Origin of the sequence: Pseudomonas sp. B21-041, from assembly GCF_024748675.1 — a bacterium.
In the GTDB taxonomy this organism is placed as follows: Bacteria; Pseudomonadota; Gammaproteobacteria; order Pseudomonadales; family Pseudomonadaceae; genus Aquipseudomonas; species Aquipseudomonas neuropathica.
Window position 1 is genome coordinate 6357222 of sequence record NZ_CP087175.1, and the last position, 23070, is coordinate 6380291.

General features: G+C 60.1%; 21 protein-coding genes. 9 read left to right on the forward strand and 12 right to left on the reverse strand.

The features are described 5' to 3' along the window. Nucleotides 1-41: 41 nt before the first annotated feature. From folE2 to LOY43_RS28460, 6 genes are read left to right on the forward strand one after another with little or no spacing between them, the layout of a single operon-like run. The gene (gene folE2 / locus LOY43_RS28435; protein ID WP_095049612.1) at nt 42-938 is read left to right on the forward strand and encodes a GTP cyclohydrolase FolE2; all 897 of its coding nucleotides are present in this window, start codon (nt 42-44) and stop codon (nt 936-938) included. Beyond that, entirely contained in the window at nt 935-1603 is a 669-nt protein-coding gene (locus LOY43_RS28440; RefSeq protein ID WP_093429590.1) for a metal ABC transporter ATP-binding protein, read from the forward strand. Before folE2 ends, LOY43_RS28440 begins: the two co-directional genes overlap by 4 nt. Beyond that, on the forward strand, nt 1603-2469 hold the full coding sequence (locus tag LOY43_RS28445) for a metal ABC transporter permease (RefSeq protein WP_258709012.1): 867 nt from the start codon (nt 1603-1605) through the stop codon (nt 2467-2469). Before LOY43_RS28440 ends, LOY43_RS28445 begins: the two co-directional genes overlap by 1 nt. 11 nt (nt 2470-2480) lie before the next feature. Next, nucleotides 2481-3356 (forward strand): metal ABC transporter substrate-binding protein, encoded by an 876-nt coding sequence (locus LOY43_RS28450; protein WP_258709013.1) that lies wholly within the window; start codon nt 2481-2483, stop codon nt 3354-3356. Beyond that, a complete protein-coding gene (locus tag LOY43_RS28455; RefSeq protein ID WP_093429587.1) occupies nt 3353-3913 on the forward strand; it encodes a carbonate dehydratase in 561 nt (186 codons plus the stop codon). Before LOY43_RS28450 ends, LOY43_RS28455 begins: the two co-directional genes overlap by 4 nt. 4 nt (nt 3914-3917) lie before the next feature. Beyond that, nucleotides 3918-5249, forward strand: a complete 1332-nt coding sequence (locus LOY43_RS28460) for a dihydroorotase (protein ID WP_258709014.1) — start codon at nt 3918-3920, stop codon at nt 5247-5249. Between the two features lie 104 nt (nt 5250-5353). Here the strand turns inward: LOY43_RS28460 and LOY43_RS28465 are convergent, their stop codons facing one another. Further along, a complete protein-coding gene (locus tag LOY43_RS28465) occupies nt 5354-5872 on the reverse strand; it encodes a DUF3617 domain-containing protein (RefSeq protein ID WP_034152149.1) in 519 nt (172 codons plus the stop codon). 131 nt (nt 5873-6003) lie between these two features. Here LOY43_RS28465 and cls point away from each other — a divergent pair, with 131 nt between their 5' ends. Next, the gene (gene cls, locus LOY43_RS28470; RefSeq protein WP_095049609.1) at nt 6004-7443 is read left to right on the forward strand and encodes a cardiolipin synthase; all 1440 of its coding nucleotides are present in this window, start codon (nt 6004-6006) and stop codon (nt 7441-7443) included. Nucleotides 7444-7478: 35 nt separating this feature from the next. On the opposite strand, the gene cfaB is transcribed toward cls, so the two are convergent. The 8 genes from cfaB to hflK (LOY43_RS28510) form a co-directional block, all read right to left on the reverse strand. After that, the gene (gene cfaB / locus LOY43_RS28475) at nt 7479-8666 is read right to left on the reverse strand and encodes a C17 cyclopropane fatty acid synthase CfaB (protein WP_095125068.1); all 1188 of its coding nucleotides are present in this window, start codon (nt 8664-8666) and stop codon (nt 7479-7481) included. 85 nt (nt 8667-8751) lie between these two features. After that, nucleotides 8752-9540 (reverse strand): DNA-binding domain-containing protein, encoded by a 789-nt coding sequence (locus LOY43_RS28480; RefSeq protein ID WP_258709015.1) that lies wholly within the window; start codon nt 9538-9540, stop codon nt 8752-8754. Next, on the reverse strand, nt 9531-10376 hold the full coding sequence (locus tag LOY43_RS28485) for a DUF692 domain-containing protein (protein WP_258709016.1): 846 nt from the start codon (nt 10374-10376) through the stop codon (nt 9531-9533). The genes LOY43_RS28480 and LOY43_RS28485 overlap by 10 nt, the downstream gene beginning before the upstream one ends. Before the next feature lie 65 nt (nt 10377-10441). Further along, on the reverse strand, nt 10442-10693 hold the full coding sequence (locus LOY43_RS28490; protein ID WP_095049605.1) for a hypothetical protein: 252 nt from the start codon (nt 10691-10693) through the stop codon (nt 10442-10444). A 110-nt stretch (nt 10694-10803) separates the two neighbouring features. Next, entirely contained in the window at nt 10804-12711 is a 1908-nt protein-coding gene (locus LOY43_RS28495) for a heavy metal translocating P-type ATPase (protein WP_095049604.1), read from the reverse strand. Next, the gene (gene hflK, locus LOY43_RS28500; RefSeq protein WP_258709017.1) at nt 12708-13757 is read right to left on the reverse strand and encodes a protease modulator HflK; all 1050 of its coding nucleotides are present in this window, start codon (nt 13755-13757) and stop codon (nt 12708-12710) included. Before hflK (LOY43_RS28500) ends, LOY43_RS28495 begins: the two co-directional genes overlap by 4 nt. After that, the gene (gene hflC, locus LOY43_RS28505; RefSeq protein ID WP_258709018.1) at nt 13754-14800 is read right to left on the reverse strand and encodes a protease modulator HflC; all 1047 of its coding nucleotides are present in this window, start codon (nt 14798-14800) and stop codon (nt 13754-13756) included. Before hflC ends, hflK (LOY43_RS28500) begins: the two co-directional genes overlap by 4 nt. Next, complete coding sequence (gene hflK, locus LOY43_RS28510) at nt 14797-16758, reverse strand: protease modulator HflK (protein WP_258709019.1); 1962 nt, start codon at nt 16756-16758, stop codon at nt 14797-14799. Before hflK (LOY43_RS28510) ends, hflC begins: the two co-directional genes overlap by 4 nt. Nucleotides 16759-16968: 210 nt before the next feature. Between hflK (LOY43_RS28510) and lpdA the strand changes: the two genes are divergently transcribed. After that, nucleotides 16969-18369 (forward strand): dihydrolipoyl dehydrogenase, encoded by a 1401-nt coding sequence (gene lpdA / locus LOY43_RS28515; RefSeq protein ID WP_258709020.1) that lies wholly within the window; start codon nt 16969-16971, stop codon nt 18367-18369. A gap of 130 nt (nt 18370-18499) precedes the next feature. Here lpdA and LOY43_RS28520 read toward each other — a convergent pair whose 3' ends face one another. Next, entirely contained in the window at nt 18500-18973 is a 474-nt protein-coding gene (locus LOY43_RS28520) for an Lrp/AsnC family transcriptional regulator (RefSeq protein WP_258709021.1), read from the reverse strand. Nucleotides 18974-19117: 144 nt separating this feature from the next. Between LOY43_RS28520 and LOY43_RS28525 the strand changes: the two genes are divergently transcribed. Beyond that, nucleotides 19118-19747, forward strand: coding sequence for a LysE family translocator (locus LOY43_RS28525; RefSeq protein ID WP_095125074.1), 630 nt, complete (start codon nt 19118-19120; stop codon nt 19745-19747). On the opposite strand, the gene LOY43_RS28530 is transcribed toward LOY43_RS28525, so the two are convergent. Further along, nucleotides 19744-21882 (reverse strand): hypothetical protein, encoded by a 2139-nt coding sequence (locus tag LOY43_RS28530; protein WP_258709022.1) that lies wholly within the window; start codon nt 21880-21882, stop codon nt 19744-19746. The genes LOY43_RS28525 and LOY43_RS28530 overlap by 4 nt on opposite strands. Beyond that, nucleotides 21869-23053, reverse strand: a complete 1185-nt coding sequence (locus LOY43_RS28535) for a DUF3142 domain-containing protein (RefSeq protein ID WP_095125076.1) — start codon at nt 23051-23053, stop codon at nt 21869-21871. The genes LOY43_RS28530 and LOY43_RS28535 overlap by 14 nt, the downstream gene beginning before the upstream one ends. Between the last annotated feature and the right edge of the window lie 17 nt (nt 23054-23070).

Consider the following 23070-nt stretch of genomic DNA (forward strand, 5'->3'; position numbering starts at 1 on the left):
ATAATGTAACATTCAATTCAATCAACACGACGGTCCCGAACATGAATTCGATGACACTTCCGGATATCGCCGCGCAGGTCGCACGCCAAACTTTGCCACTCGAATGGGTGGGCATGCGCGGCATTGCGTTACCTGTTTTGTTAGAGGGTCAGCGCTTGAGCGCCAAGGCTGATGCGGGTGTCAGTCTTGATGATGGCGAGGCGCGTGGCATTCACATGTCGCGGCTGTATCTGGCCTTGGAAGCACTCGAACAGAAGAACCTGTCCCCAGCGCTACTGCATCAGGTGCTCAAGGATTTCCTGCAAAGCCACGAAGGTTTATCCAACCGCGCCTACCTGAATATCCACACCGATTTGCTGCTAAAGAGGTCAGCGCTGATCAGCCCATTGGCCGGCTGGAAGTCTTATCCCGCGAGCATTTTCGCCAGCCTGATAAATGAAGTGTTCCACGTGGAACTCAAAATCGAAGTGCCCTACTCCTCAACTTGCCCTTGCTCAGCAGCCTTGGCGCGACAGTTGATCCAGCAGAAATTCATCGCCGACTTCGCCAACAACGCTCTACAACACGCCGACGTTCTGGCATGGCTTGGCTCGACCCAAGGCATCCTTGCCACGCCTCACAGCCAACGCAGCACAGCACAATTGCACCTTCACCTCGACGACTTCATTGATGAGTTTCCTCTTAGCGTGATCATCAATGACGCTGAAGCTGCCCTCGGCACCGCCGTACAAACCGCCGTGAAACGCGCAGACGAACAAGCCTTCGCCCTCGCCAACGGGCAGAACCTGATGTTCTGCGAAGACGCGGCACGCCGCCTGAATCTGGCCCTGCGACGTACTCCCGGTATCAGCGCATTTCAACTGCGAGTGATCCACGCCGAAAGTCTTCACGCTCACGACGCCGTCGCCGAAAGCCATTGGCAGCGTGAGCAAGCATGATCCGCTGCCAATCCCTGAGTTGGGGTGCGCCCGGCCAACCACTGACCGTGCCCCTGGACCTTGAACTCGACAGCGGCAGCCTGACGGCAATCATCGGTGCCAACGGCTGTGGCAAAAGCAGCCTGCTGAAAGTGATCGCTGGGCTACAAAAGCCATTGGCAGGCAATGTCGGGCTGAGTGTCCCACGTCAAAGCGGATTGTCCTTTCTGCCCCAGCAACAGCATCTGGATCGCCAATTCCCCATCAGCCTCGAAGATCTGGTCGCCGCCGGTTTCTGGGGACGCAGGCTCTCGACTCAACTACGAAGCCAGCGCTTGAAAGACGCACTGGCGAACTGGCACCTGAGCGGACTCGAGCAACGCCCACTCATGGCCCTGTCCGGTGGCGAACTGCAACGCGCCCTGCTCGCTCGACTGAGCCTGACCGACGCGCCCGTGCTGCTGCTCGACGAGCCCCACGCCGCACTCGATGAACTCGGTCAGCAGTTGCTCTGGCAGCACATCCACGGCTGGCACGGCGAAGGTCGGACACTGGTCGTGGTGTGTCACGACCTCGCCGCCGTACGCCAACACATCCCCAAAACGTTGCTGATCAAAAACCGCGACTGCGTGTTTGGTGCGAGCGCAGAACTCATTCAGCAAACACCTCACACACAGGTGGCCTGATGCTCACCGTCGCCCACCTCTGGCAACCATTTAATGAGTTCGTGTTCATGCGCCGTGCCCTGCTCGGCGGACTGGTATTGGCGTGCAGCACCGCTCCCCTCGGCGTGTTCTTGATCCTGCGACGGATGAGCCTGATCGGTGACGCCGTGGCCCACGGTATCCTTCCCGGCGCGGCATTGGGTTTCTGGTTTGCCGGACTGAGCCTGCCCGCGCTAACGCTGGGAGGCTTGGGCGCCGGTTTGAGCATGGCTGGCCTCGCCGCCTGGATCACCCGCCGCACGGGCCTGCGCGAAGACGCCAGTCTCGCTGCGATCTATCCAATCTCGCTGGCCAGTGGCGTACTCATCCTCGGCATCACCGGCAAACGCCTCGACCTGTTGCACCTGCTGTTCGGCTCAGCACTGGCCGTCGATGGTCCGACCCTCACCGGCATGTTGTGGGTTTCGGGATTCAGCCTGATCGCCATGGCGCTGATCTACAAACCGCTGCTGCTCGACACCCTCGACCCGTTGTTCTTGAGAACCGTCAGCCGCCTCGGCCCACTCGCCCATGGCGTGTTCCTGACGCTGGTCGTACTCAATCTGGTGATCGGTTTCCAGGCCATCGGCGCGCTGATGGTAGTCGGCCTGATGATGCTTCCCGCTGCGGCTTCGCGATTCTGGAGCCGCCGGCTGCCGACCCTGATTGCCATCGCGGCCGTCATCGGTTGCCTCTCGGTCTGGTTCGGCTTGCTGCTGTCGTTCTACTACTCGCTGCCGAGCGGCCCGGCCATCGTCCTGATCGCCGGCCTTGGCTATCTGTTGTCCGTGGTGTTCGGGCCGGTGCACGGTCTGTTGCGCCGCCCGCCTTTGCTCACATCCCAATGAGGTGTTTCCCGATGCGCGCTCTACTCGTGCTGTTCAGCCTGATGCTGTCGATGTCATTGTCGGCCGCGGAAAAACTGCCCGTGGTCACCAGCTTCAGCATCCTCGCCGACATGGTCCATCAGGTCGGCGGCGAACATGTCCAGATCACCAACATGGTTGGACCGGACGCTGACGCTCACACTTACGAGCCGACGCCAGACGATGCCAAAGCCCTTCTGAAGGCCAAACTGATCGTCAAGAATGGCTTGGGTTTCGAGCCATGGCTGGATCGTCTGGTCACCAGTACCGAGACCAAAACCACGGTCATCAGTGCCAGTCACGGCGTGATTCCACGCTCGCTGGATGAAGACGGCGAAACCGTTCCCGACCCGCATGCCTGGCACAATCTGGCGAACGCCGAGTTGTACGTCGCCAATATCACCAAAGCACTGATCGCTGCGGATCCCGCGAACAAAGCCGATTACGAACGCAACAGCAAAACCTACCTGAAGCAGATCTACGCCCTGCTCGCCGAAGCCAAAGCCAAACTCGGTGCGCTGCCACCGGGCAACCGCAAGATCGTTACCAGCCATGATGCTTTCGGATATCTCGGTCAGGCCTACGGTATCGACTTCATGGCACCGCAAGGCCTGTCCACCGAACGCGACCCCTCGGCTGCCGAAGTCGCCGCGCTGATCACCCAGATTCGCCATGCCCACGTCAAAGCGGTGTTCATGGAAAACATCAAGGACGCACGCCTGCTCAAACAGATCGCTGACGAAAGCGGCGCGCACATTGGCGGCACTCTGTACTCGGATGCCCTCGCCGCCAGCGGTCCCGCCAGTACCTTCACCGGTCTGTTCGAATACAACCTCAACACTCTTTACGACGCACTGAGCCAACCATGATCCGCAAGAATCCTTCAGGTGATTTGCCCCACATTGCCGAGTCGGCCTACGTCGATAAAACCGCGATTATCTGCGGCAAAGTGGTGATCGGCGAGAACGTCTTCGTTGGCCCCTACGCAGTCATTCGCGCCGACGAAGTGGACGCCTCAGGCGAGATGGAGCCGATCATCATCGGCGCCAATTCGAATATCCAGGACGGCGTGGTCATCCATTCCAAATCCGGCGCGGCTGTGACCATCGGTGAGTACAGTTCCATCGCCCACCGCTCGATCGTGCACGGCCCCTGCGTCGTCGGCGATCGAGTGTTCATCGGTTTCAACAGTGTCCTGTTCAACTGCGTCGTCGGCAACGGTTGTGTGGTGCGGCACAACTCGGTGGTCGACGGTCGGGATTTGCCGGACGCTTTCTATGTGCCCTCGACGACTCGCATCGGCCCGAACACCGACCTCTCGCAATTTCCACCGGTGAGCGTCAGCGCCTCGGAGTTTTCTGAAGACGTGGCGCGCACCAACGTCGACCTGGTGCGCGGCTACAAAGCCTTGCAGAACGAGTTCTGAACCCATGAGCAGCGTGCTGATTCGCAACGCAAGGCTGGTCAACGAAGGACGCGAGTTCGACGGCGATCTGTTGGTCAGCAATGGGCGCATCGTCAAGATTGCCCGCAGCATCGAAGGCGAAAACGCCAAGGTGGAAATCGACGCGAAGGGCCAATGGCTGCTGCCGGGGATGATCGACGACCAAGTGCATTTTCGTGAGCCTGGTACGCCAGCCAAGGGCAGCATTCATACCGAGTCGCGGGCGGCGGTCGCCGGTGGCATCACCAGTTTTATGGACATGCCGAATACAAACCCGGCCACTCTCACCCTCGAAGCGTTGGCGGATAAAAAGCGCCGGGCTGCGATCAACTCCGTGGCCAACTACGGGTTTCACTTTGGCGTGAGCCAGGACAACCTCGATACAGTGGCGGCGCTCAGTCCGTGTGAAGTCGCCGGGGTGAAAGTGTTCATGGGCGCATCGACCGGCAATATGCTGGTGGACGATCCGAAGATCCTCGAGCGACTGTTCGCCGAGGTGCCGACGATCCTCTTGGCTCACTGCGAGCACACGCCCAGCATCAACGCCAATGCCGCCAACTTGCATGAGCTGTTCGGTGATCGTTTGCCCCCGGCTGCCCATGCGTTGATCCGTAATGCCGAGACCTGTTATCGCTGTTCTTCAATGGCGGTTGATCTGGCGAAACGTCACGGCACGCGCCTGCATGTTTTGCACCTGACCACGGCGCGTGAACTGGCGTTGTTCGAGGACAGACCGCTGGCGCAAAAACACATCACGGCGGAAGTTTGCCTGCACCATTTGCTGTTTGATGATCGCGACTATCCCCACCTCGGCAACCTGATCAAATGCAATCCGGCGATCAAAACCCAATCCGATCGCGATGCACTACGCGCGGCACTGAACAGCAATCGACTCGATGTGATCGGCAGTGACCATGCACCGCATACCTGGGCTGAAAAACAGCGACCTTATGCGCAGGCACCTGCGGGTTTGCCTTTAGTGCAGCACGCGTTACCGGCACTGCTAGAGTTGGTGGCGGACGATGTGCTGCCAATCACTACGCTGGTGGCGAAGACCAGCCACAGAGTCGCGGATCTTTTTGCGATTCCCGATCGTGGGTATCTACGTGAGGGCTACTGGGCGGATCTGGTATTGGTTGAACCGCAAGCCCTGGAGGTAAATCGGCAACCCATTCTGTCGCAGTGCGGATGGACACCGTTTGCCGGGCGCAGCTTTCGGCATCGGGTGAATGCGACGATGGTGTCGGGGCAGATTGCCTGGCGGGAGGGTCGGGTGAACGAGGGATGTCGGGGGCTGGCGCTGAGGTTTATGCGCTGAATACGAAGACGCTTTCGCGAGCAGGTCGAATCGTCGCACCGTCGCTCCCACATTAGACTGCATTTCAAAGGTGGGAGCGACGGTGCGACCTGCTCGCGAAGCTTTTAAGCTCTTGGCTTCACAGCGCCGCAGTCCTGACCCAACCAAACCGCGCGAGTCTCCAGACTGCCCTTCTGATTGATCCCGATTGCATTGAACGTGCCGTTGGCCACGGTGGTGAATTCACGATCACTGAGGAACGTCGCCACCCCGGTACCCTGCGCTTTCGGGCAACTGAAACGGAATTTCCACTGGTTGCCGGTGCGATCGGTAATCTGCTGTTTGCAGCCCGATTGCGGGTCGGCCAATGGAATATCGTTGGTCGCCACCTGCTCCGGCGTCAGACAGGCACGAATGCCCTTGCCGCCGATATTGATCCCGTTCTTCTCCAGCGCAGCACGCTGTTGCGGGGTCATCTGGCCTTGCAACTGGCCGAGGATCGATTGCACATCCATCGGCTGGTCATCGACCTTGACGTTGCTCGATGTCATTTCCCACAGCCCCGGCTGCAGCATCTGCGCCTGCGCAACCACCGGCAAAGCCAAACCCAGGCCCAGCGCCAAACCCAGCAGACGAACGTTCATCGAAAAACTCCTGATCAGTAGTGGCCGTTAGACGTCGGCCGATTGCTTCGGTTCATGCACCAATTAAATAGCGACATTCGCGGCAGAACATGGTCTGTTAAGCATTGAATCTTCCGGAGCAAGGCTGCCCCATGGATTATTTTGGACCGCACATTTTCGGTTATCTGATCGCCCTGATACACACACTCGGCTTGATCGCCGCAATTCACGCGGTGCTCACCGTGCGCACGGCTCAAGGCTCGATCGCCTGGGCATTGTCGCTGATCTTCATTCCCTACCTCACGCTAATTCCGTACCTGGTATTTGGGCGCAGCACCTTTGATGGTTACATCAAGGCACGACGCCAGGCCAACGAACAGATGCGGCAGGCCATCTCCGAGTTGAACTGGCGTCCGTGGGTGGAAGAAGCGCTGACTGCACGCGCCTCGAATGCCTATGCCTCGTTACGTGCGATGCCCAAACTGGGACGTATGCCTTGCCTGGCGAATAACGAAGTGCAATTGCTGGTAAACGGCACGGCCACCTTCGACGCTATATTTCAGGCCATCGATCAAGCTAAAGAAGCGGTGCTGATTCAGTTTTTCATCATCCACGATGATCGGCTCGGTCAGCGTTTGCGTGATCTGCTACTGAAGAAGGCTGCTGAAGGCGTATCAATCCATCTGCTTTACGACCGCATCGGCAGCCACGCCCTGCCCCACAGCTATGTGCAGACGTTGCGTGATGGCGGCGTCGAGGTCAAAGCCTTCGCCACACGCAGTGGCTGGCTCAATCGTTTTCAGGTCAACTTCCGTAATCACCGCAAGATCGTCGTGGTCGATGGAGTGGTCGGGTTTGTCGGCGGGCATAACGTTGGCGATGAATACATGGGTGAAAAACCACCGCTGGCACCCTGGCGCGATACGCATGTGAAAGTGCGTGGCCCGGTCGTCGCCTGTATGCAGGAATCCTTTGCCGAAGACTGGTTCTGGGCCGCGCGTACCCTGCCGCCGCTGATCCTGCCCGACGAATACCCGGATGACGGCGTGCTCTGCCAATTGCTCGCCAGCGGCCCGGCAGATGCTTACGAAACCTGCTCGCTGTTCTTTGTTGAGGCGATCCACGCGGCGACCGAACGGGTGTGGATCACCAGCCCGTATTTCATCCCGGATGAAGCTGTATTCGCCGCCCTAAGATTGGCTGTGTTGCGGGGCGTCGATGTGCGATTGCTGCTGCCGTCGCGTCCCGATCACCGCATCGTTTACGCCGCGTCCAGTCTCTACGCCTTTGAAGCCGTGCGCGCCGGCGTACGGGTATTCCGCTACGAACCCGGTTTCCTGCATCAGAAAGTGGTGTTGATCGACAGCGAGATCAGCGCGATCGGCAGCGCCAATCTGGACAACCGTTCGTTCCGGCTGAATTTCGAAGTGATGCTGCTGACCGTCGACAGTGACTTCGCCGCCAGCGTGGAGAACATGCTTAGCGCCGATTTCGCGCAAGCCTACGAAGTCGCCAAAGAAGAAAGCCGGGAGATCCACCGCCTGCAACAGGTCGGCATGCGGATCGCCCGGCTTATTTCACCGATTCTATGAAAGCCCTCACCGGTAAGAAAAGGACTGCTTAGCGGTTAAGGGTTGTAGATATCGTCGCGCGTCCACGGCAGTTCATGGCTGCCATCCGCATGCGCCTTCACCGCGAGGATCTGGTGCAGATTGATCCAGCCGCGCGCAAACGCATAAGCGCAACCGGCCAGATACAGACGCCAGATACGCAGCGCTTGATCCGGCACCAGTTTGCCAGCGGCTTCCAGGTTGTCCTCCAGCCGCTCACTCCAGTGGTCCAGCGTGCGCGCGTAGTGCAGGCGCAGGCTTTCGACGTCGACAATCTCCAGACCGGCTTCGCTGATCTCGGCCGAGATCATCGCCAGGTGCGGTAATTCGCCGTTGGGGAAGACGTACTTCTCAATGAAATCCCCGGCACCACGTCCCACCGGACGGCCGTCGGTGTGCTTGGCGGTGATGCCATGGTTCATCACCAGACCGCCCTCCTTCACCGCGCCAAACAGGGTTTTGCAGTACTCGGCCAGGTTGGCATGGCCAACGTGTTCGAACATGCCGACGCTGACTACCTTGTCGAAACGCCCGTCCTGAGGCAGGTCGCGATAGTCGAGCAATTGCAGTTCGACCTGGTCTTCCAGGCCTTCGGCTTTGACCCGTTCGCGGGCCAGTTCCAGCTGTTCCTTGCTCAGGGTGATGCCGAACACTTTCGCACCGAACTCCCGCGCGGCATACCTGGCCAGCCCACCCCAGCCGCAACCGACATCCAGCAGATAGTCACCCGGCTGCAAACGCAGCTTGCGGCACAGGTGGCGGAATTTGGCTTGTTGCGCCTGCTCGAGGGATTCGCTGCCGGTTTCGAAATACGCGCAGGAGTAGGCCATGTCGCTGTCCAGCCAGAGCTGGTAGAACGCATTCGACAGGTCGTAATGGTAGGAAATGGCTTTGGCGTCGGTTTCCTTGTCGTGCAAGGTACGCACTGGCTGACTGTCGTCATCTTCGCCGAGCAGAGCGTTGCTCAATTCGTCGCAGACCCGGATGACCTCGCTGATCGAGCCCTCCAGTTCCAGCTTGCCTTCAACGAATGCCGCTCCGAGCGCATCAAGGCTTGGATGGGTGAACTGGCTGACCATCGTCGGGTCCTTGACCACGATGGTGACGCTGGGCGCCGGCCCCAGATTGAACTCATGGCCATCCCAGAGTCGCAGGCGCAGCGGAAGCTGCAAATTCTGTAAGGCCGGTGGAAGTTGCGCGAGCATGGAAAATCCCCCCTTGTTTCAGACGTCAGATCTGAGGGTAGACCATCCCGGAAAAATAGCAGGCTATCGATTTGATTAGCCTTGTCTATCGTTGCAGACGCTCCAGCAAACCTTCCTGAATCCAGTGTTTAAGCCAGGTCACGGCTTGAAGTGGCGCGCCCTCACCATAAGTGACTGCTAACTCGGCGCACAGTTCGGCGAAATTCCAGCCACCGTTGAGTATGCCCTTGAGAGCTGAAGCTTCGGCTGGATCCAGGCTGCGGTAACTGCAGATCAACTGGTTGCGCCAGATCAGACAGATCTGTGGGATTTCGAACGGCATGTTGCCAGGGAATTCCGATTCCTCCTTTACCGAACGCCATAAAGAAAGGCTGTTGAAACGGCACTCCAGCCATTGCATGGACGGTACCGCTCTGACGCGCAATTCGGGCCACTCCTCCGGAGCCAAAGCCGCCATGGCCTCAATTGTCAGCGGCTCAGCGGCAGGTGCATCGAAAGCCAGGGTGAAGGCCCATTCGAGCGCAATCAACTCAGCCAGCGGCGCGCTCTGTTCCGGCACCAGATGCTCGCGGACGAAGCCTTCGAAGCCTTTGCCCAACCAGCTCAGGCTGAAGTGCGCAGACGGATACCGTTGGATGTAAGCCATTGCGAGGCGGTCGAATTCCTCATCGCCCAGCCAGTGCAGGCTCGTCGGAAAGTCATTGCGCAACACGTCCAGCAAACGCGCCTTGTAAGCATTGTGGTAGATCGCCAGTCCCGTGCCGACATCCAGTGTCGGGCCACCGATCAGGCTCTCGCTCAACGTCGGATTCGCGTTGGGGTCTTCTTCGAGCAGAAACGCTTCAAACGCCAGTTGCCACTCTTTCAGGAGCATGGCTGCCTCCGCGCAAGAATATTGTTCCCGAGCTGACGGGCCGTTTGCAGTTCATCAAGCAGCGCTTCGAAGGGCGGAAAATGATCGTCGCGTTCCAGCAACGTCGCCACCGGGCCGAAATGTTCGAGTGTGCGTTGATAGAGCGCCCAGACCGGATCGCTCACCGGATGGTCGTGGGTGTCGATCACGTAATCGCCGTAATCGCTGTGCCCCGCCAGATGCAGTTGGCGGACTTTATCAACGGGCAGGCTGCTGATGAAGGCCCACGGATCGAAGCCATGATTACGTGAACTGACGTAGACATTGTTCACGTCCAGCAGTAATTCGCAGCCGCTCACATGGCTGAGCAAAGCGAGAAACTCCCACTCGGTGAATTCGTCCGAGGCGCCGCGCACGTAACTGGAGACGTTTTCCAGCACCAACGGGCGCTGCAGAATATCCTGAACCTGCATCACCCGAGCAGCAATGTAAACCAGGCTTTCTTCGGTGTAAGGCAACGGCAGCAAGTCGTGTAGCTGATGGGCATTGCCGCGGCTCCAACACAGGTGATCAGAGATCCATGCCGGTCGGACGCGTTCGGCCAATTGTTTGAGTTGTTTGAGGTAGTCAGGATCGAGGGCATGCGGCCCGCCGATGGACAACGATACGCCGTGCATCACCAACGGATAGCGCTCGGCGACGGCATCGAGGTAATACAGAGCCTTGCCGCCCTGCACCATGAAGTTTTCCGAGACCACTTCGAACCAGTCGACATCCGGCGACTGCTCAAGGATCTGTTGATAATAAGCACTGCGTAAACCCAGGCCATAACCCAGAAAAGGAAAAGAGGCGGACATGTGCGGACTCCTGATAAAAAGTGGCCGCAGTGGCGCAAACCACTGCGGCAACACTTGCCGGTCAGTTATTCGCCGACCTTGCCACCGGCTTTTTCACACGCCGCCTGAGTCATTGCCTTGAAGCCCTGGCCTTTGCAGGCGCCCATGCCTTTACAGGCGTGGTCTTTGGTTTTGCAGTCGTTCTGGCCTTTGCAAGAGGTCACGCCGTAGCAGTGAACGTTGGCATCGGCGGCCATCGCGTTGGAGGCAACACCGGCAAACATTGTGGCGGCAGCCAAAGCGAGAGCGGCACCAGCAGCAGCGGTCTTGATGGTCATTTTTCTTATCCTCGGTAATCGTCAGGGGTGTCGGCTGGAAGGTTGTTCAGTCCCGACATAGCACTAGAGAGAGCGGCCCCGACGGCGTTACAGAGGATCGAAAAATAATTTCAAAGATCGTTCTTGAGCTTGAGCAACGGCTCCTGAAAGCGCAGCAAGCGCCCGGCATTCCCGAGGACCAGCAACGTGCTGAGGTTGTGCAGCAGCGCGGCGATCATCGCCCCGGCGGCACCCAGCCAACCGAAAGCGGCAAACACGACAATGGCCAGCGTCCAGCCCAGGCCGATAATCACATTGACCTGCAACGTCCTGCGGCACTGGCGGCTAAGCCGCACACATGTACCGAGACGGCGCAGGTCACTGCCGATCAAGACGATGTCGGCCGAGGCCAGCGCGATGTCCGCTCCGCCCGCGCCCATCGCTACACCGACCACGCCCGCCTTCAGTGCGAGGGAATCGTTGATACCGTCACCGACTACCATCGGCCGAAAACCATTGTTGATTTCCTTGAGTACGTGATTGAGTTTGTCCTCGGGCAGGGCTTGGGCTTGCACCTCATGCAAGCCGACCTCGCTGGCCAGCGATTGCGCCACGCTTTGGCGATCGCCGGTTAGCAGCAATTGCCGGCCAAGACCCAACTCGCGCAATTCGTCGAGGGCAAAACGGGCTTCCGGTTTAACGGTGTCGGCGAGCAACAACCAGGCGAGGAATGCACCGTTCAATGCCAACCCGGCGATGGGACCGTCGTGATCGGGAACCGTCGTCGTGGTGATGCCCAGTTGCGCGAACAACTCCGGTCGGCCCAACGCGGCTTCGCCTTGCGCGGTCATGGCCACCACACCGAGGCCCTGACGTTCGTGGATATCACTGAGTGCCAAACATTCTTCCTGACTGACCAACCCTGCGAGCGCACGACTGACCGGATGACTGCTTGCCGCGCCAAGGCTGGCGGCAAGCGCGATGATCACGGACGAATCTGCACACGGATTATTGATCGACTGTAGGCGCAGGGTGCCGAAAGTCAGGGTGCCGGTCTTGTCGACCACCAGCGAAGTCAGGTCGGCCAGTTCTTCAAGGAACGCCGAACTGCGGATCAGTATGCCGTGACGTGCGGCCACCGCCACACCGGCAATCGCCGTGGCCGGAGCCGACAGCACCAACGCACACGGACAAGCGGCGACCAATACCGCAAGCATCGCTTGCGCATCGTGAGTGATAAACCAGGTCACTGCCGCCAGCAGCAAGACCAGCACCATATAGCTGCCAGCGTAACGTTCGAGCAACCGGGTGATTGGCGGTTTCGAGCGCTCGGCGTTCTGCATCAACGCGATGACCTTGCCCAGTGTCGACTCGCCACCGGTGCGCGTCACTTCAATACGCAACAGACCGTCGAGGTTGATCGCACCGCCGAACACCGACATACCGACACCCGCCTCGACCGGCACCGATTCACCGGTAATCGATGCAGTGTCGAGACTGGCCTGACCGGATAACACTCGACCATCTGCGGGAATCCGATCACCGGCGCGCACTTCAACGGTGTCGCCGGCTTTCAACGTGCCGTTGTCCACTTCGATGATCGAGCCATCCACTTGCACCTTGCGCGCATGGCTGCGCGTCAGTTGGCCAAGGGCATGGATCGCCTCTTGCGAGCCGATGACGCTGCGCTCCTCCAGCACATGGCCGAAGATCATGATGATCGGCAGCAACGCCGCTGTCAGCAAGTCACCAGTCGCCCATGCACCGAGCATAGCCAGGGCAATCAGTTGATCGGTGATGCCGTGCAAGCTCGGATAGCGCAGGCTGTACCACGCCGAGCGCATTACCGGCACGCCAACCAATAAAGATGCAAACCCAAGCAGCAACTGACTGACACCGGTTTGCTCAGGCATCTGCCAGCGCCAGATCAGACCCAGACCAAGCAGGCCCAGCGCAAGCATGGCCAAGGTCAGTTGCCGTGCAGCACGGCGTTGTTCGGCCGAAGACAACAGGCTCGGTGCGGCGGTCGTCGCAGTCATTTACTGGCTCCCTGAATGATCAGGCGGGAATCGTCTTTCGGGTCGACCGTGGTCACCGATCCGGCCTGACCGAGAATCTTCGGTATGCGCTCGCGGTACAAGCGCAGGAGCATTTGCGGGTCGGTAGTTTTGGCCAGACTCGACACCGTGGCCGTATCGGCAGAGGCTTTGGCCAAGCGCTCGCCAGCCTGCGCGTGAGCGACTTGTAGCGTGCGGTCGGCCTGTTCATTGGCGGTCTGGGTGAGTTTCTCGGCGTCGGTGCGTGCATTGGCCACAGCTTTGTCGGCTTGCTGACTAGCGGTCAATACCGCGTTGAAAGCACTGACCGCCGGATCGGGCAGACTCGATTGCACATCGACTCGCGCCACTTCGATACCGATACCCTGCCCGCTTGCCTTCAAATTGGCCAAGCGTTTGTTGATGCCTTGCACCAGATCGCCACGCAGTTTTTCACGACGTTCTGCGGCTTGATTGTCGGCACCGATCAACTCCGGGCGGGCGACCAGGATGGTGTCCAGATCGCGTGCGGCCGTCAGCGCCACCGCGCTGCGTGTCACCAGACGATCCAGCGCCGGCAAGACATGTTCGCCCTGCAACACGAAGTCGTAAGGGTCAGTGACTTTGTAGAACATCCGCACATCCAGTTGCACCACGCCGGCATCACCGGTCAATAAATAACCGGATCCGGCCAGCGCATCACTCAGGGGGGTGGCAAAGGAAGCGACCCGATCGGCCTTCAGCGCCTCATTACTGCGCAACAGATTCTCGACACGACGCTCGATCACCCGATCGGCTGCCGGCAGCAAAATCACCTGTTCGAATGGCTGCGGCCAAGCCAATAGCAGACCGGCATTCTGGATGCGATCCAGCGCGCCGAAATGCAAAACCACGGCACGATTTTGCGGATCAATTTGCCGCACATTGGAAAACACCCAGACCAATGCAGCCAGGATCGTCACCGCGTACAAGGCAAAAAATGCCAAACGCCCCGCCTGAATCCATGGACTGTTCAGCGAAGATGTTCCACGTGGAACTTCATCATTCATGGCTGCGATCCGGATTTGCTGTCGAGTGTCGGCGGGCCGTCGACCAATACTCGAAATGGCGCGGTGTCGGTGCGCAGAATCAGTTTGGTGTCCGGCGTAACGATGGTGCCGAGGGTGTCGAGCGAGCGCAGCAAGTTGTAAAGCTGCGGTGAACTGGCGTAAGCACGGCCATAAATCTGCGCCGCTTCGACACGAGACTGCGCTTCGATCTCTGCCGCTTTTACCGTCGCGTCAGCCTGCACAATTCGCGCATCGCGCTCAGCTGCGGAACGGATTTGCGCGGCCTCACGTTTGCCGATCGCCGTGCGTTCAGTGGCAATTGTTTCACGCTCGGCGCGCATGCGATCGACCGTGGCAGTGAGTGTCACCGACGGCAAGGTCAAACGCTCGATGCCGACTTGCACAACCCGCACGCCATACGTCGCGAGCAATTGCTGATCGATCTGCTGGCGCAACTGCGCTTCGAAATCGGCGATACGCACCTGACTGGCATCGGTGTTCACCAGATTCGCCAGATCAAAACTGCTCGCGGTGGTTTCCAGCGCCGAGCCGACAAAGGTACGAATCTGCCGCGCCGCTTCGTCCGGCTGATTCTGCACCGCACGCATGAAACGCTGCACATTGTCCGCATCGCCCTGCACCTGCCACGCCACGTAGGCCTGCACAATGATGCGCAAGCCGTCACGGGTGCCGACATCCTGCAAGCCACTGGACGTCGTGCGCAAACGCAAGTCAACCGGAATCGCCGCCTCGAACGGTGCCGGCCAACGCCAGCTCAAACCCGGATCAAGCAACACCCGCGCAGGGTTACCAAAACGCGTGATGACCGTGGCCTCGCCCGAGCGCACTTGCACCAGGCTTGCCGCCGCGATGGCGAACGCCACCAGCAATAGGGCCCAACTCATGCGTCGCCACGGGAAAGGCCCTGCCTCTTCCGGCGCACCGTGGTGATGGTGATGATGCCCATGATGATGGTGATGTCCGCCGTTGCCATGATCGTGGCCGCTGTGATCATGCGGTTCGTGAGTATGCGACTGGCTCAATGGGCGACTCCTGGTTGAGCGGTGGTACGCGCGGGCGTCGGGTCAGCCGGCAGCGTGAAGGTCCGCAAGTCGATGGTCGGCGCATTGCTGCTGCCCCCGAGACGATGGTCGAGTACCAGCAACTTGGCCTTGCTCAGCCCTTGGCTGAGCTGACCGAGATATTGCTCCAGCACGAAAGCTTGGCCGGCACTGGCGTAAGCTTTTTGCTCGGCGCTGAATTTCAGATCCGCCGCCTGCGCCGTAGCATTGATTTCCCGCGCATTGGCGCTGGCCTGATCGCGAGCCAGGCTGGCCTGCAATTGCGCCTGATTACTCGCTTCAGTTGCCGCGCCACGCTCGCGGGAGATCAATGCCTGCGCGCCGATCTGCGCGGCTTGCACGCTGTGATAGGCATTGGCGGCACCGGCCGGCGGGTGAATGGCTTCGACGACCGTGGCGAGAATCTCCACGCCACTGTTGAGTGTTTGTAGATCATGCTGCACCGCGCGACCAATCTCATCGCCCAGCCCTACCCTGTCTTGACCAAGTAAGCCGTCCAGCGTGCGCGAGGCAAAGTCGTGCACCAGAATCCGGCTGGCGGTGCTGCGAATCAGCGTTGGCACATCCGCAATGTTATACGTCGCCGCCAGTGCGGCCTGATCGCTGAGGCCTATGCGATAGACGAAGCGCACATCCATGTTGACGATCTGAAAGCTCTGCTGATCGCCACGGCTGCTGGCGATCACTTGCGATTTGTCGTTGACGTGGCTGGCGTCCCACAAACGGTTGGCGGTCATCGGTGCCGGACCCTCAGCAGGGTTGGCTTGCAGCGGGACCGGGTTTTCGCCGACGCTGGTGGCCAGTTCATGCACCACGCCGTTTTCGATGATCCGCACCCGCCCCAGCGGCCAAGGTAAGCCGCTGTGCAAACCTGGGCCGAATACCTGCACCGGTTTGCCAAAGCGCTCATAAATACCGCGTCCCTGTAGCGGAATTTCATGGATCCCGGTGAGCAACCAACCCACTGCGGCTACTAGCACCAGCACTGGTAGAAAAGCACGGCGCATGTAGCTGAACGCCCAGATCTGGCGCAGATCGATGCCAAAACGGTTGTGCAATTCATGCTGCAACGCGAGTAAAGGTTGTGGCGGCCAGCGCAGCATCTCGGCGACAAAACTGCGCGCCAGCAGGCGCGGCTCAAGCTGTTCGCGACGAGGGCTGAACACTGAAAGAACGGCGCGCAATAACAACTCGATCGCGACCAATCCCGGCAAGATACCGATCAGGACAGCGACGCGAATTGGCCACACGGCATTCTCGCCAGCGAACAACAAACACAGTGCGCCCAGCACCAGGCTGATGATCGCCACACGCGTCAGTTGCGCGAGTGAAACCGCTTCGGGCCATTGCGCCGGGTTTTCCTGGGCCAGTTGCCGCTCCAGCACCAGCAGACCGAACGCCAACAACAATGCCAACGCTGCGCCCACCGTTGCCGATAAACCCACCGCAGCAGGCGGCAAAGTCAGATTCCAAACCTGCTCGATGCTCAGCACCGCCAGCAGCGCCCAGCCACCCAACCACAGCGTCGCCGCGCCGATCTGGCCAAGCAGATGCAGACTGCGCTCACTCAACCGGTCCAGCAGCCGCTCATACCACCCTAGCGGCGGGGATTGTTCCTCCCCAGCAAGCGGCGCCAGCACCACCGGATTGATCACCCGTGCGCGCCACTGTGTCACCCACCACGCCGATTGCAGCCCGGCAACCAGCACCAGCAGCGCGGCGCTCTGATTGACCAGCAGCGGCAGCCACAATGATTGCGCGGCAAACAGCCCGACAAAGAACGCCAGCACCCAGCCTGCCCCGGCCAATCCGCCGAAACCGATCGCCCAGCGGCGCAGACGCCGGCTCTGCACGGCCGCCTGTTGAAAGCGCGGCAGTGCGGTCACTTGCGTGCCATCCACCTCCAGATCGACTTGCATATCACCCCAATTCATTAGCCAACACTGCATATCGTTACGATATAACGAAAAGCGTGAAATATTCGTACACAATTACGCTTATTCAAAGATGCCCAACCTGTCGCTTGGCTGAAGCCTTGACCGAAATGTCCGCAAACGCACATATTACGTTCGTAATTTTTATCCGAAACTACCGTTAGCGATCTGCATCCATCCATCAGGAGCAAGCACATGAGCAACTATGACGTAGTGATTCTGGGCGGCGGCCCGGGTGGTTATAACGCGGCGATCCGCGCCGGCCAGTTGGGCCTCAAGGCCGCTTGCGTCGAAGGCCGGGCAACCCTCGGCGGCACCTGCCTGAACGTTGGTTGCATGCCGTCCAAAGCCTTGCTGCATGCATCAGAGCTTTACGATGCGGCGATGGGTGCGGAATTCGCCAACCTCGGCATCGAGGTCAAACCGACGCTAAATCTTGTGCAAATGATGAAACAGAAAGACGAAAGCGTGGCTGGCCTGACCAAAGGCATCGAATTTCTGTTTCGCAAGAACAAGGTCGACTGGATCAAGGGCTGGGGCCACATCGACGGCCCCGGCAAGGTCACGGTGACCGACGATCATGGCGGCAAAGTCGAACTGACCGCCAAGGACATCATCATCGCCACCGGTTCCGAGCCCACTCCCCTGCCCGGTGTCGAGATCGACAACAAACGTATCCTTGATTCGACCGGTGCGCTTTCCCTGAGTGAAGTGCCCAAACACCTGGTGGTGATCGGTGCCGGTGTGATCGGTCTGGAGTTGGGCTCGGTATGGCGGCGGCTCGGCGCGCAGGTCACCGTGGTCGAATACCTCGACCGCATCTGCCCGGGCGTCGATGGCGAGGCCGGCAAAACCCTGCAACGCTCGCTGAGCAAACAGGGCATCGCGTTCAAGTTGAGTTCGAAAGTCACCAGCGCCACCGCTTCCGCCAACGGTGTGCAACTCAGCGTCGAGCCGGCCGCTGGCGGCACTGCCGAGTTGCTGGAAGCCGATTACGTGCTGGTGGCCATAGGTCGTCGCCCGTACACCCAGGGCCTCGGTCTGGAGAACGTCGGCCTGAGCACCGACAAACGCGGCATGCTCGCCAACAAACAGCACCGCACCGAAGCCGCCGGAGTCTGGGTGATCGGCGATGTGACCTCCGGGCCGATGCTCGCGCACAAGGCTGAAGACGAAGCGATGGCCTGCGTCGAGCAGATCCATGGCAAGGCCGGCGAGGTCAATTACGACTTGATCCCCAACGTGATCTACACCAAACCGGAACTGGCCAGCGTCGGCAAAACCGAAGAACAGCTCAAGGCTGAAGGACGCGCCTACAAGGTCGGCAAATTCCCGTTCACCGCCAACAGCCGGGCGAAGATCAACCATGAGACCGAGGGGTTTGCCAAAGTCATCGCCGACGAGCGCACTGATGAAGTACTCGGCGTACACCTGGTCGGTCCGAGCGTGAGTGAAATGATTGGCGAGTTTTGCGTGGCGATGGAGTTCAGTGCTTCGGCTGAGGACATCGCACTGACTTGCCATCCACATCCAACGCGATCGGAAGCGTTGCGCCAGGCGGCGATGAATGTCGAGGGGATGGCGACGCAGATGTAAGCAAAAAATTATCCGGTGACTGGGCGTCTGCTATCGCGAGCAGGCTCACTCCTACAGTTGATCGCGTTTGTTCAGAAGCACCGCGATCAATGTAGGAGTGAGCCTGCTCGCGATTGGGGACAACTTGGTCTCAGGCAGGAAGATGCCCCAGCGGCAACGCCCCCGGCGTCTTCACCGTGTGAATCGCAAAGTTGCTGCGGATGTCACTCACCCCCGGCAGTTTCAACAGGCAGCCGCTGAGAAAACGGTCATACGCACGCAAATCCGGCACCACCACTTGCAGCAAAAAGTCCGATTCCCCAGACACCAGAAATGCTGAAATCACCTCCGGCAATGCCGTCACTGCGGTGTAAAACGCCTCGGCCTGTGCATCGTTGTGGCGCTCGACCTTGACCCCGACAAACACCGTCAGTCCCAGCCCGACTTCATCGCGATCGAGACTGGCCTGATAACCGCGAATCACCCCGGCCTCCTCGAGCATCCGCACCCGGCGCAGACACGGTGAGGCCGACAAGCCGATTTCGTCCGCCAGCTCGACATTGCTCAGGCGTCCATTGCGTTGCAGGGCCGTGAGAATCTTGCGATCAAAGGCGTCGAGTTTCATGTTTGGCAGATCCTGATAGTCGTTACGGTGAAAACCAGCAGGTTATGCCAAAGCAGCAAGCTTTTGAAGCGGACTACGCAAGCACCTGCCCCACCTTTCGGGCCTAGACTTGGCTCACCGAATCGACAACGAAAGGGGTGTAGCGTGGCGAGTCTCTGGCTGTTTTTCCTGGCATTGGCGGTGGTCTATCTGTTGCCCGGCCCGGACATGATCCTGCTGCTGCAAACCGGCGCTCGGCAGGGACGCGGCGCGGCGCTGGCCACCGCTGTCGGTCTGGGCATCGCCCGTGGTTGTCACGTGGCCCTGGCGGCGTTGGGGCTGGCGGCGCTGTTCAAAGCGGCGCCATGGACATTCGAGGTGGTGCGATTGGCGGGGGCGGCGTATCTGCTGTGGATCGGCATTCAGTGCCTGCGCAGCACCCTGCTGCCGAACCTGAATACCGGTGAAGCTGACGACGCACACGGGCAATGGCGCGAAGCCGTCCGACGCGGTTTGCTGACCAACCTGCTCAATCCCAAAGCGCTGCTGTTCTGTTCGGTGTTGCTGCCGCAATTCATCGTCAATGACGGCGCACCAGTACTGAGCCAATTCGCCGTGCTCGGCGTGCTGCTGGTCGGCGTCGGCCTGCTGTTCGACAGCGCTTACGCGCTGACCGGCGCCGCGCTGGGTCGTTGGCTGCAACACAGTCCAACGGCCCAACGCGTACAACAATGGTTGTTCGGCAGCTTGCTGATCGGTTTCGCCGTGCGCCTGACCTTCGTCCAGCAAGCTTAGCCTTTACGGACCTTGCGCTGGCGACGGCTGATCAACAGCAACGCGGCGGCTGCGACCAACGCGACCGCGCCGATCTGCACCGGCCACTTATACGGCCGCAGCGACGAGCGCACAGCATCGGTGACCTGGGTGACGTAACGCTTGTTGGCGTTTTCGAAATCCGGGTACGGGCACTGATTGCCGAAATCCACCGCCCACGGCACAAACGGACCTTCCTTGATGTAACGCTGATACAGCGCGCTCTGATCTTCCAGGCTACTGTTCCAGCCAGCGGCGTTGCACAGCACTGCGGCAAACGCCTGACTGGTGTGCGGCAGGTTGTCAGCGGCGCGCCCGGCCAGCGCGGTGGCGACGAAACGGTAGTGATAGCGCTGATCCGGTTTCGCTTCGCTGGCGACCTGACGTTGCACTTCGGCTTCGCTCACCAGCGGACCGACTTTCAGCTCGGTACTTTCCAGACTGTAGTTGCCACCGAACGTGGCGTAGTCCGGCGCCATCTCGTAACCGAGAATATCCATGCCCCACTCGCGGGCTGTCCACGCCGCGTTGTACAAGGCACTGGCGCGTTTGGTCGGCCACCACGCGGCATCGGCCTTCAGCCGTTGTTCGCCGTAGAGTCGGGCCTTGTTTTGCAGGTCGGGATTGTCGAAATAAGCCACCGCGTCGGCGTAATGCCCTTCGCGCAACAAGCGTCGACCAAGCAGATTGCGCAGGCTGGCGGCGACCGGCAGCGGCACGTAGTTGTCACGCTCCTGCTGGGGCAACGCCGGCGGCGCCGGGACGTTGTCGTCGACGTATTTTTTCAGTTCTTCGACCGTCAGCACGCGTTCGGCCACGGTCGCAGCGTCGAACCAATAGGTGCTGTTGCTGCGATACAACTGCACGAAGGCTTGCAGGTATTCGCCGCGCTGCAAGGCGAGAATCGCGCTTTCGCCCTCGACCCGGCACTTCGGCTGAACGGCTTCATACGCCCAGTCCGGGGTGCGCCGGTAACCCCAGTCTTCGCTCTGCGGGAAGGCCTGCGCGGCTTTCGAATAGGCGGCGGCCGCGGCATTTTTATCGCCGTCACGCACCGCCAGTTTCGCCCGTAGCCACCACGCCAATCCGTCGTCGCCGGCGTTCTCGAGAAAAGCCTTGGCCCCAGCGTAATCACCCTGTTGATAACTCATTGCCGCCAGACGATCAGCGTTGTCGAGGCTGCCACGGGTGCTGTTTTGCAGCAGCTTGACCAGTTTCTTCTCGTTCGGCGGCTCATCGCCAAACGACCAGCCTTGGCGGCTGACCAGCGATGCCGTGACCAGTTGCTGCACGGTTTTGTGTTGCAGCAGCTCGGCCAGTTCGGCCTCGGGCAACTCCGCCAGTTCATTCATCAATTGCTTGAGCGAGGTGTAACCCACGGCCGAACCGTGCAGATTCTGTGCTTCATACAATTCGATGGCGCCGCTCCAGTCGCCTGCCGAGCGCAACACCCGCGCCTCTTCACCGAGGCTGGCAACACCCAACTCCAGCGGATCGCTGAAACCGTCGATGCTCAGTTGCCGGGCCTGGCGGAACGCATCACGCGATTGTTCCAGCGCCTCGACCGCATCCCCTCCTTCGCTGCTCATCGCAAACCAGGTACGGCCCATCGAATACGCCGCCCACGTGCTGCGCAACGGACGCTGATCTGCCGGCAGCGCCAGCAGCTTGTTGAAATACTCGACGGCGAGTTGATGATCGCCTGTGGCAAACGCCACCGCACCGGCCACGTACAAACGGATTTCCGTCGGCAGACTGGCGCCCAGCACCTCGACCTGACGCGCATCGGTCAGGCCACGCAGTTGTTTGACCAACGCTTGCTGCTCGGCGCTCAGTCCGGCCTGCTCGGCCTTCTCCCGTGCCTCGGCGGCCGCGTTTTCCTCGCCGTACATATCGTTCGGATTGTGCGTTGCCGCGGTGACATTCTTCAGCCCGGCGATGGCTTTGCCGAGACGACTGAGTTCGAAGTTGAAGTTGCCCTCAGGCAGATCCGCGAGGGTTTGCCCGCGATTGTCGAGCAGGCGCATGGGGAAGTCCGGTCCGCAGGCCAGCGCCGAACCCAGCGGCAGGCAGAGGCTCAGGCAGAGCAGATGGCGGGGCCAGTTACGGGTCAACATGCGAACCTCCTTGATCAATATTGGCGCAACGCGCCCAACCGATGGCGCGTTGCCCACCCGCCGGCAAACGGCCGTCGCGCAGGCGGGTGAAGGTAAGCAGATCCGGGCCTTGTTGCAACGAGTAACCGGCGAGCGCATCGGCGCCTTCACAGCTTTGCGCCTTCAAGGTGATTTGCGCAGGCCAGGCACTGTCGAGGTTACCGGGGTTTTCGAGTTTGATGTCGTAGAGACCGTCGTGTTCGCTGAACGTCACGCCGAGCTGGCTGACGAGTTGATCACCCCGGGCCACCGCGCGCAGGGTGGTCAGGCTCCATGCGCGGCGGTCATTAGCCAGCGGCAGGCGAAACCAGATCAATCCGGCCAGATGCGCCGGCGGGTCTTCGCGCAAGGCCTTGCCGAGTTGGCTCAATTGCAGCGGATCAGCCAGCAACTCGCGGCGCTCACCATCCCGTTCAAGTTGCACCTCGCTCTCCACCACCGGCGCCCCGCCGTCATCCGGCAGCAGCGCCACGCCGTAAGCCGGCAGCGCGAGATAGAACGGTTTTTCGGTGATGCGCGCCCAGGCCTTGGCCCATTTCAACGCCTGATCAGGATCGAACAAACCCCGGCGTGGATCGCTGACGGCATGCACTTGCAGCACGCTGCTGTCGACGGTTTGCAGAAGTTCGGGCAATTGCACACTGCCGAGCCAGGCCGGTAGTGCCGTGATGCTCAAGGGCAGATTCGTCGGTAAGGCCGAGCGCAGATGTCTGAGAAATTCAGCATACGCCGGCAACCGCGCATTGCCCGCGTCGTGGTCGATTTCGACACCGCTCAGCGTCAGGCCTTGCGCCTGCCAATCGGCGAGCACCTGCAGAATCTGCGCGGTGACCTGATCCTGATCCAGCGACTTGAGCTGGCCGTCGAGACGAATCACCGCAATCAACGGACGACCATCGGCTTTCAATAAGTGCGCATCGATCCGCGCCCGACTCCATCCCGCGTTCGGAAAGGCCTGCAGCGCCAGCACCCGCAGCGTCGAGAAGTCATCGCGGCTGTCATGTAGCGCTGCCGTGTGGGCCGGAGTCCACTGACGTTGCCAGATATAGAGCTGTTGGTCGAGGGATGGCGCGTCCTGCTGCTTGCAAGCAGACAGCACGATCAAAGCAAACAGACCGACGATAAACCGCATACCTTCCAGATCCCTGA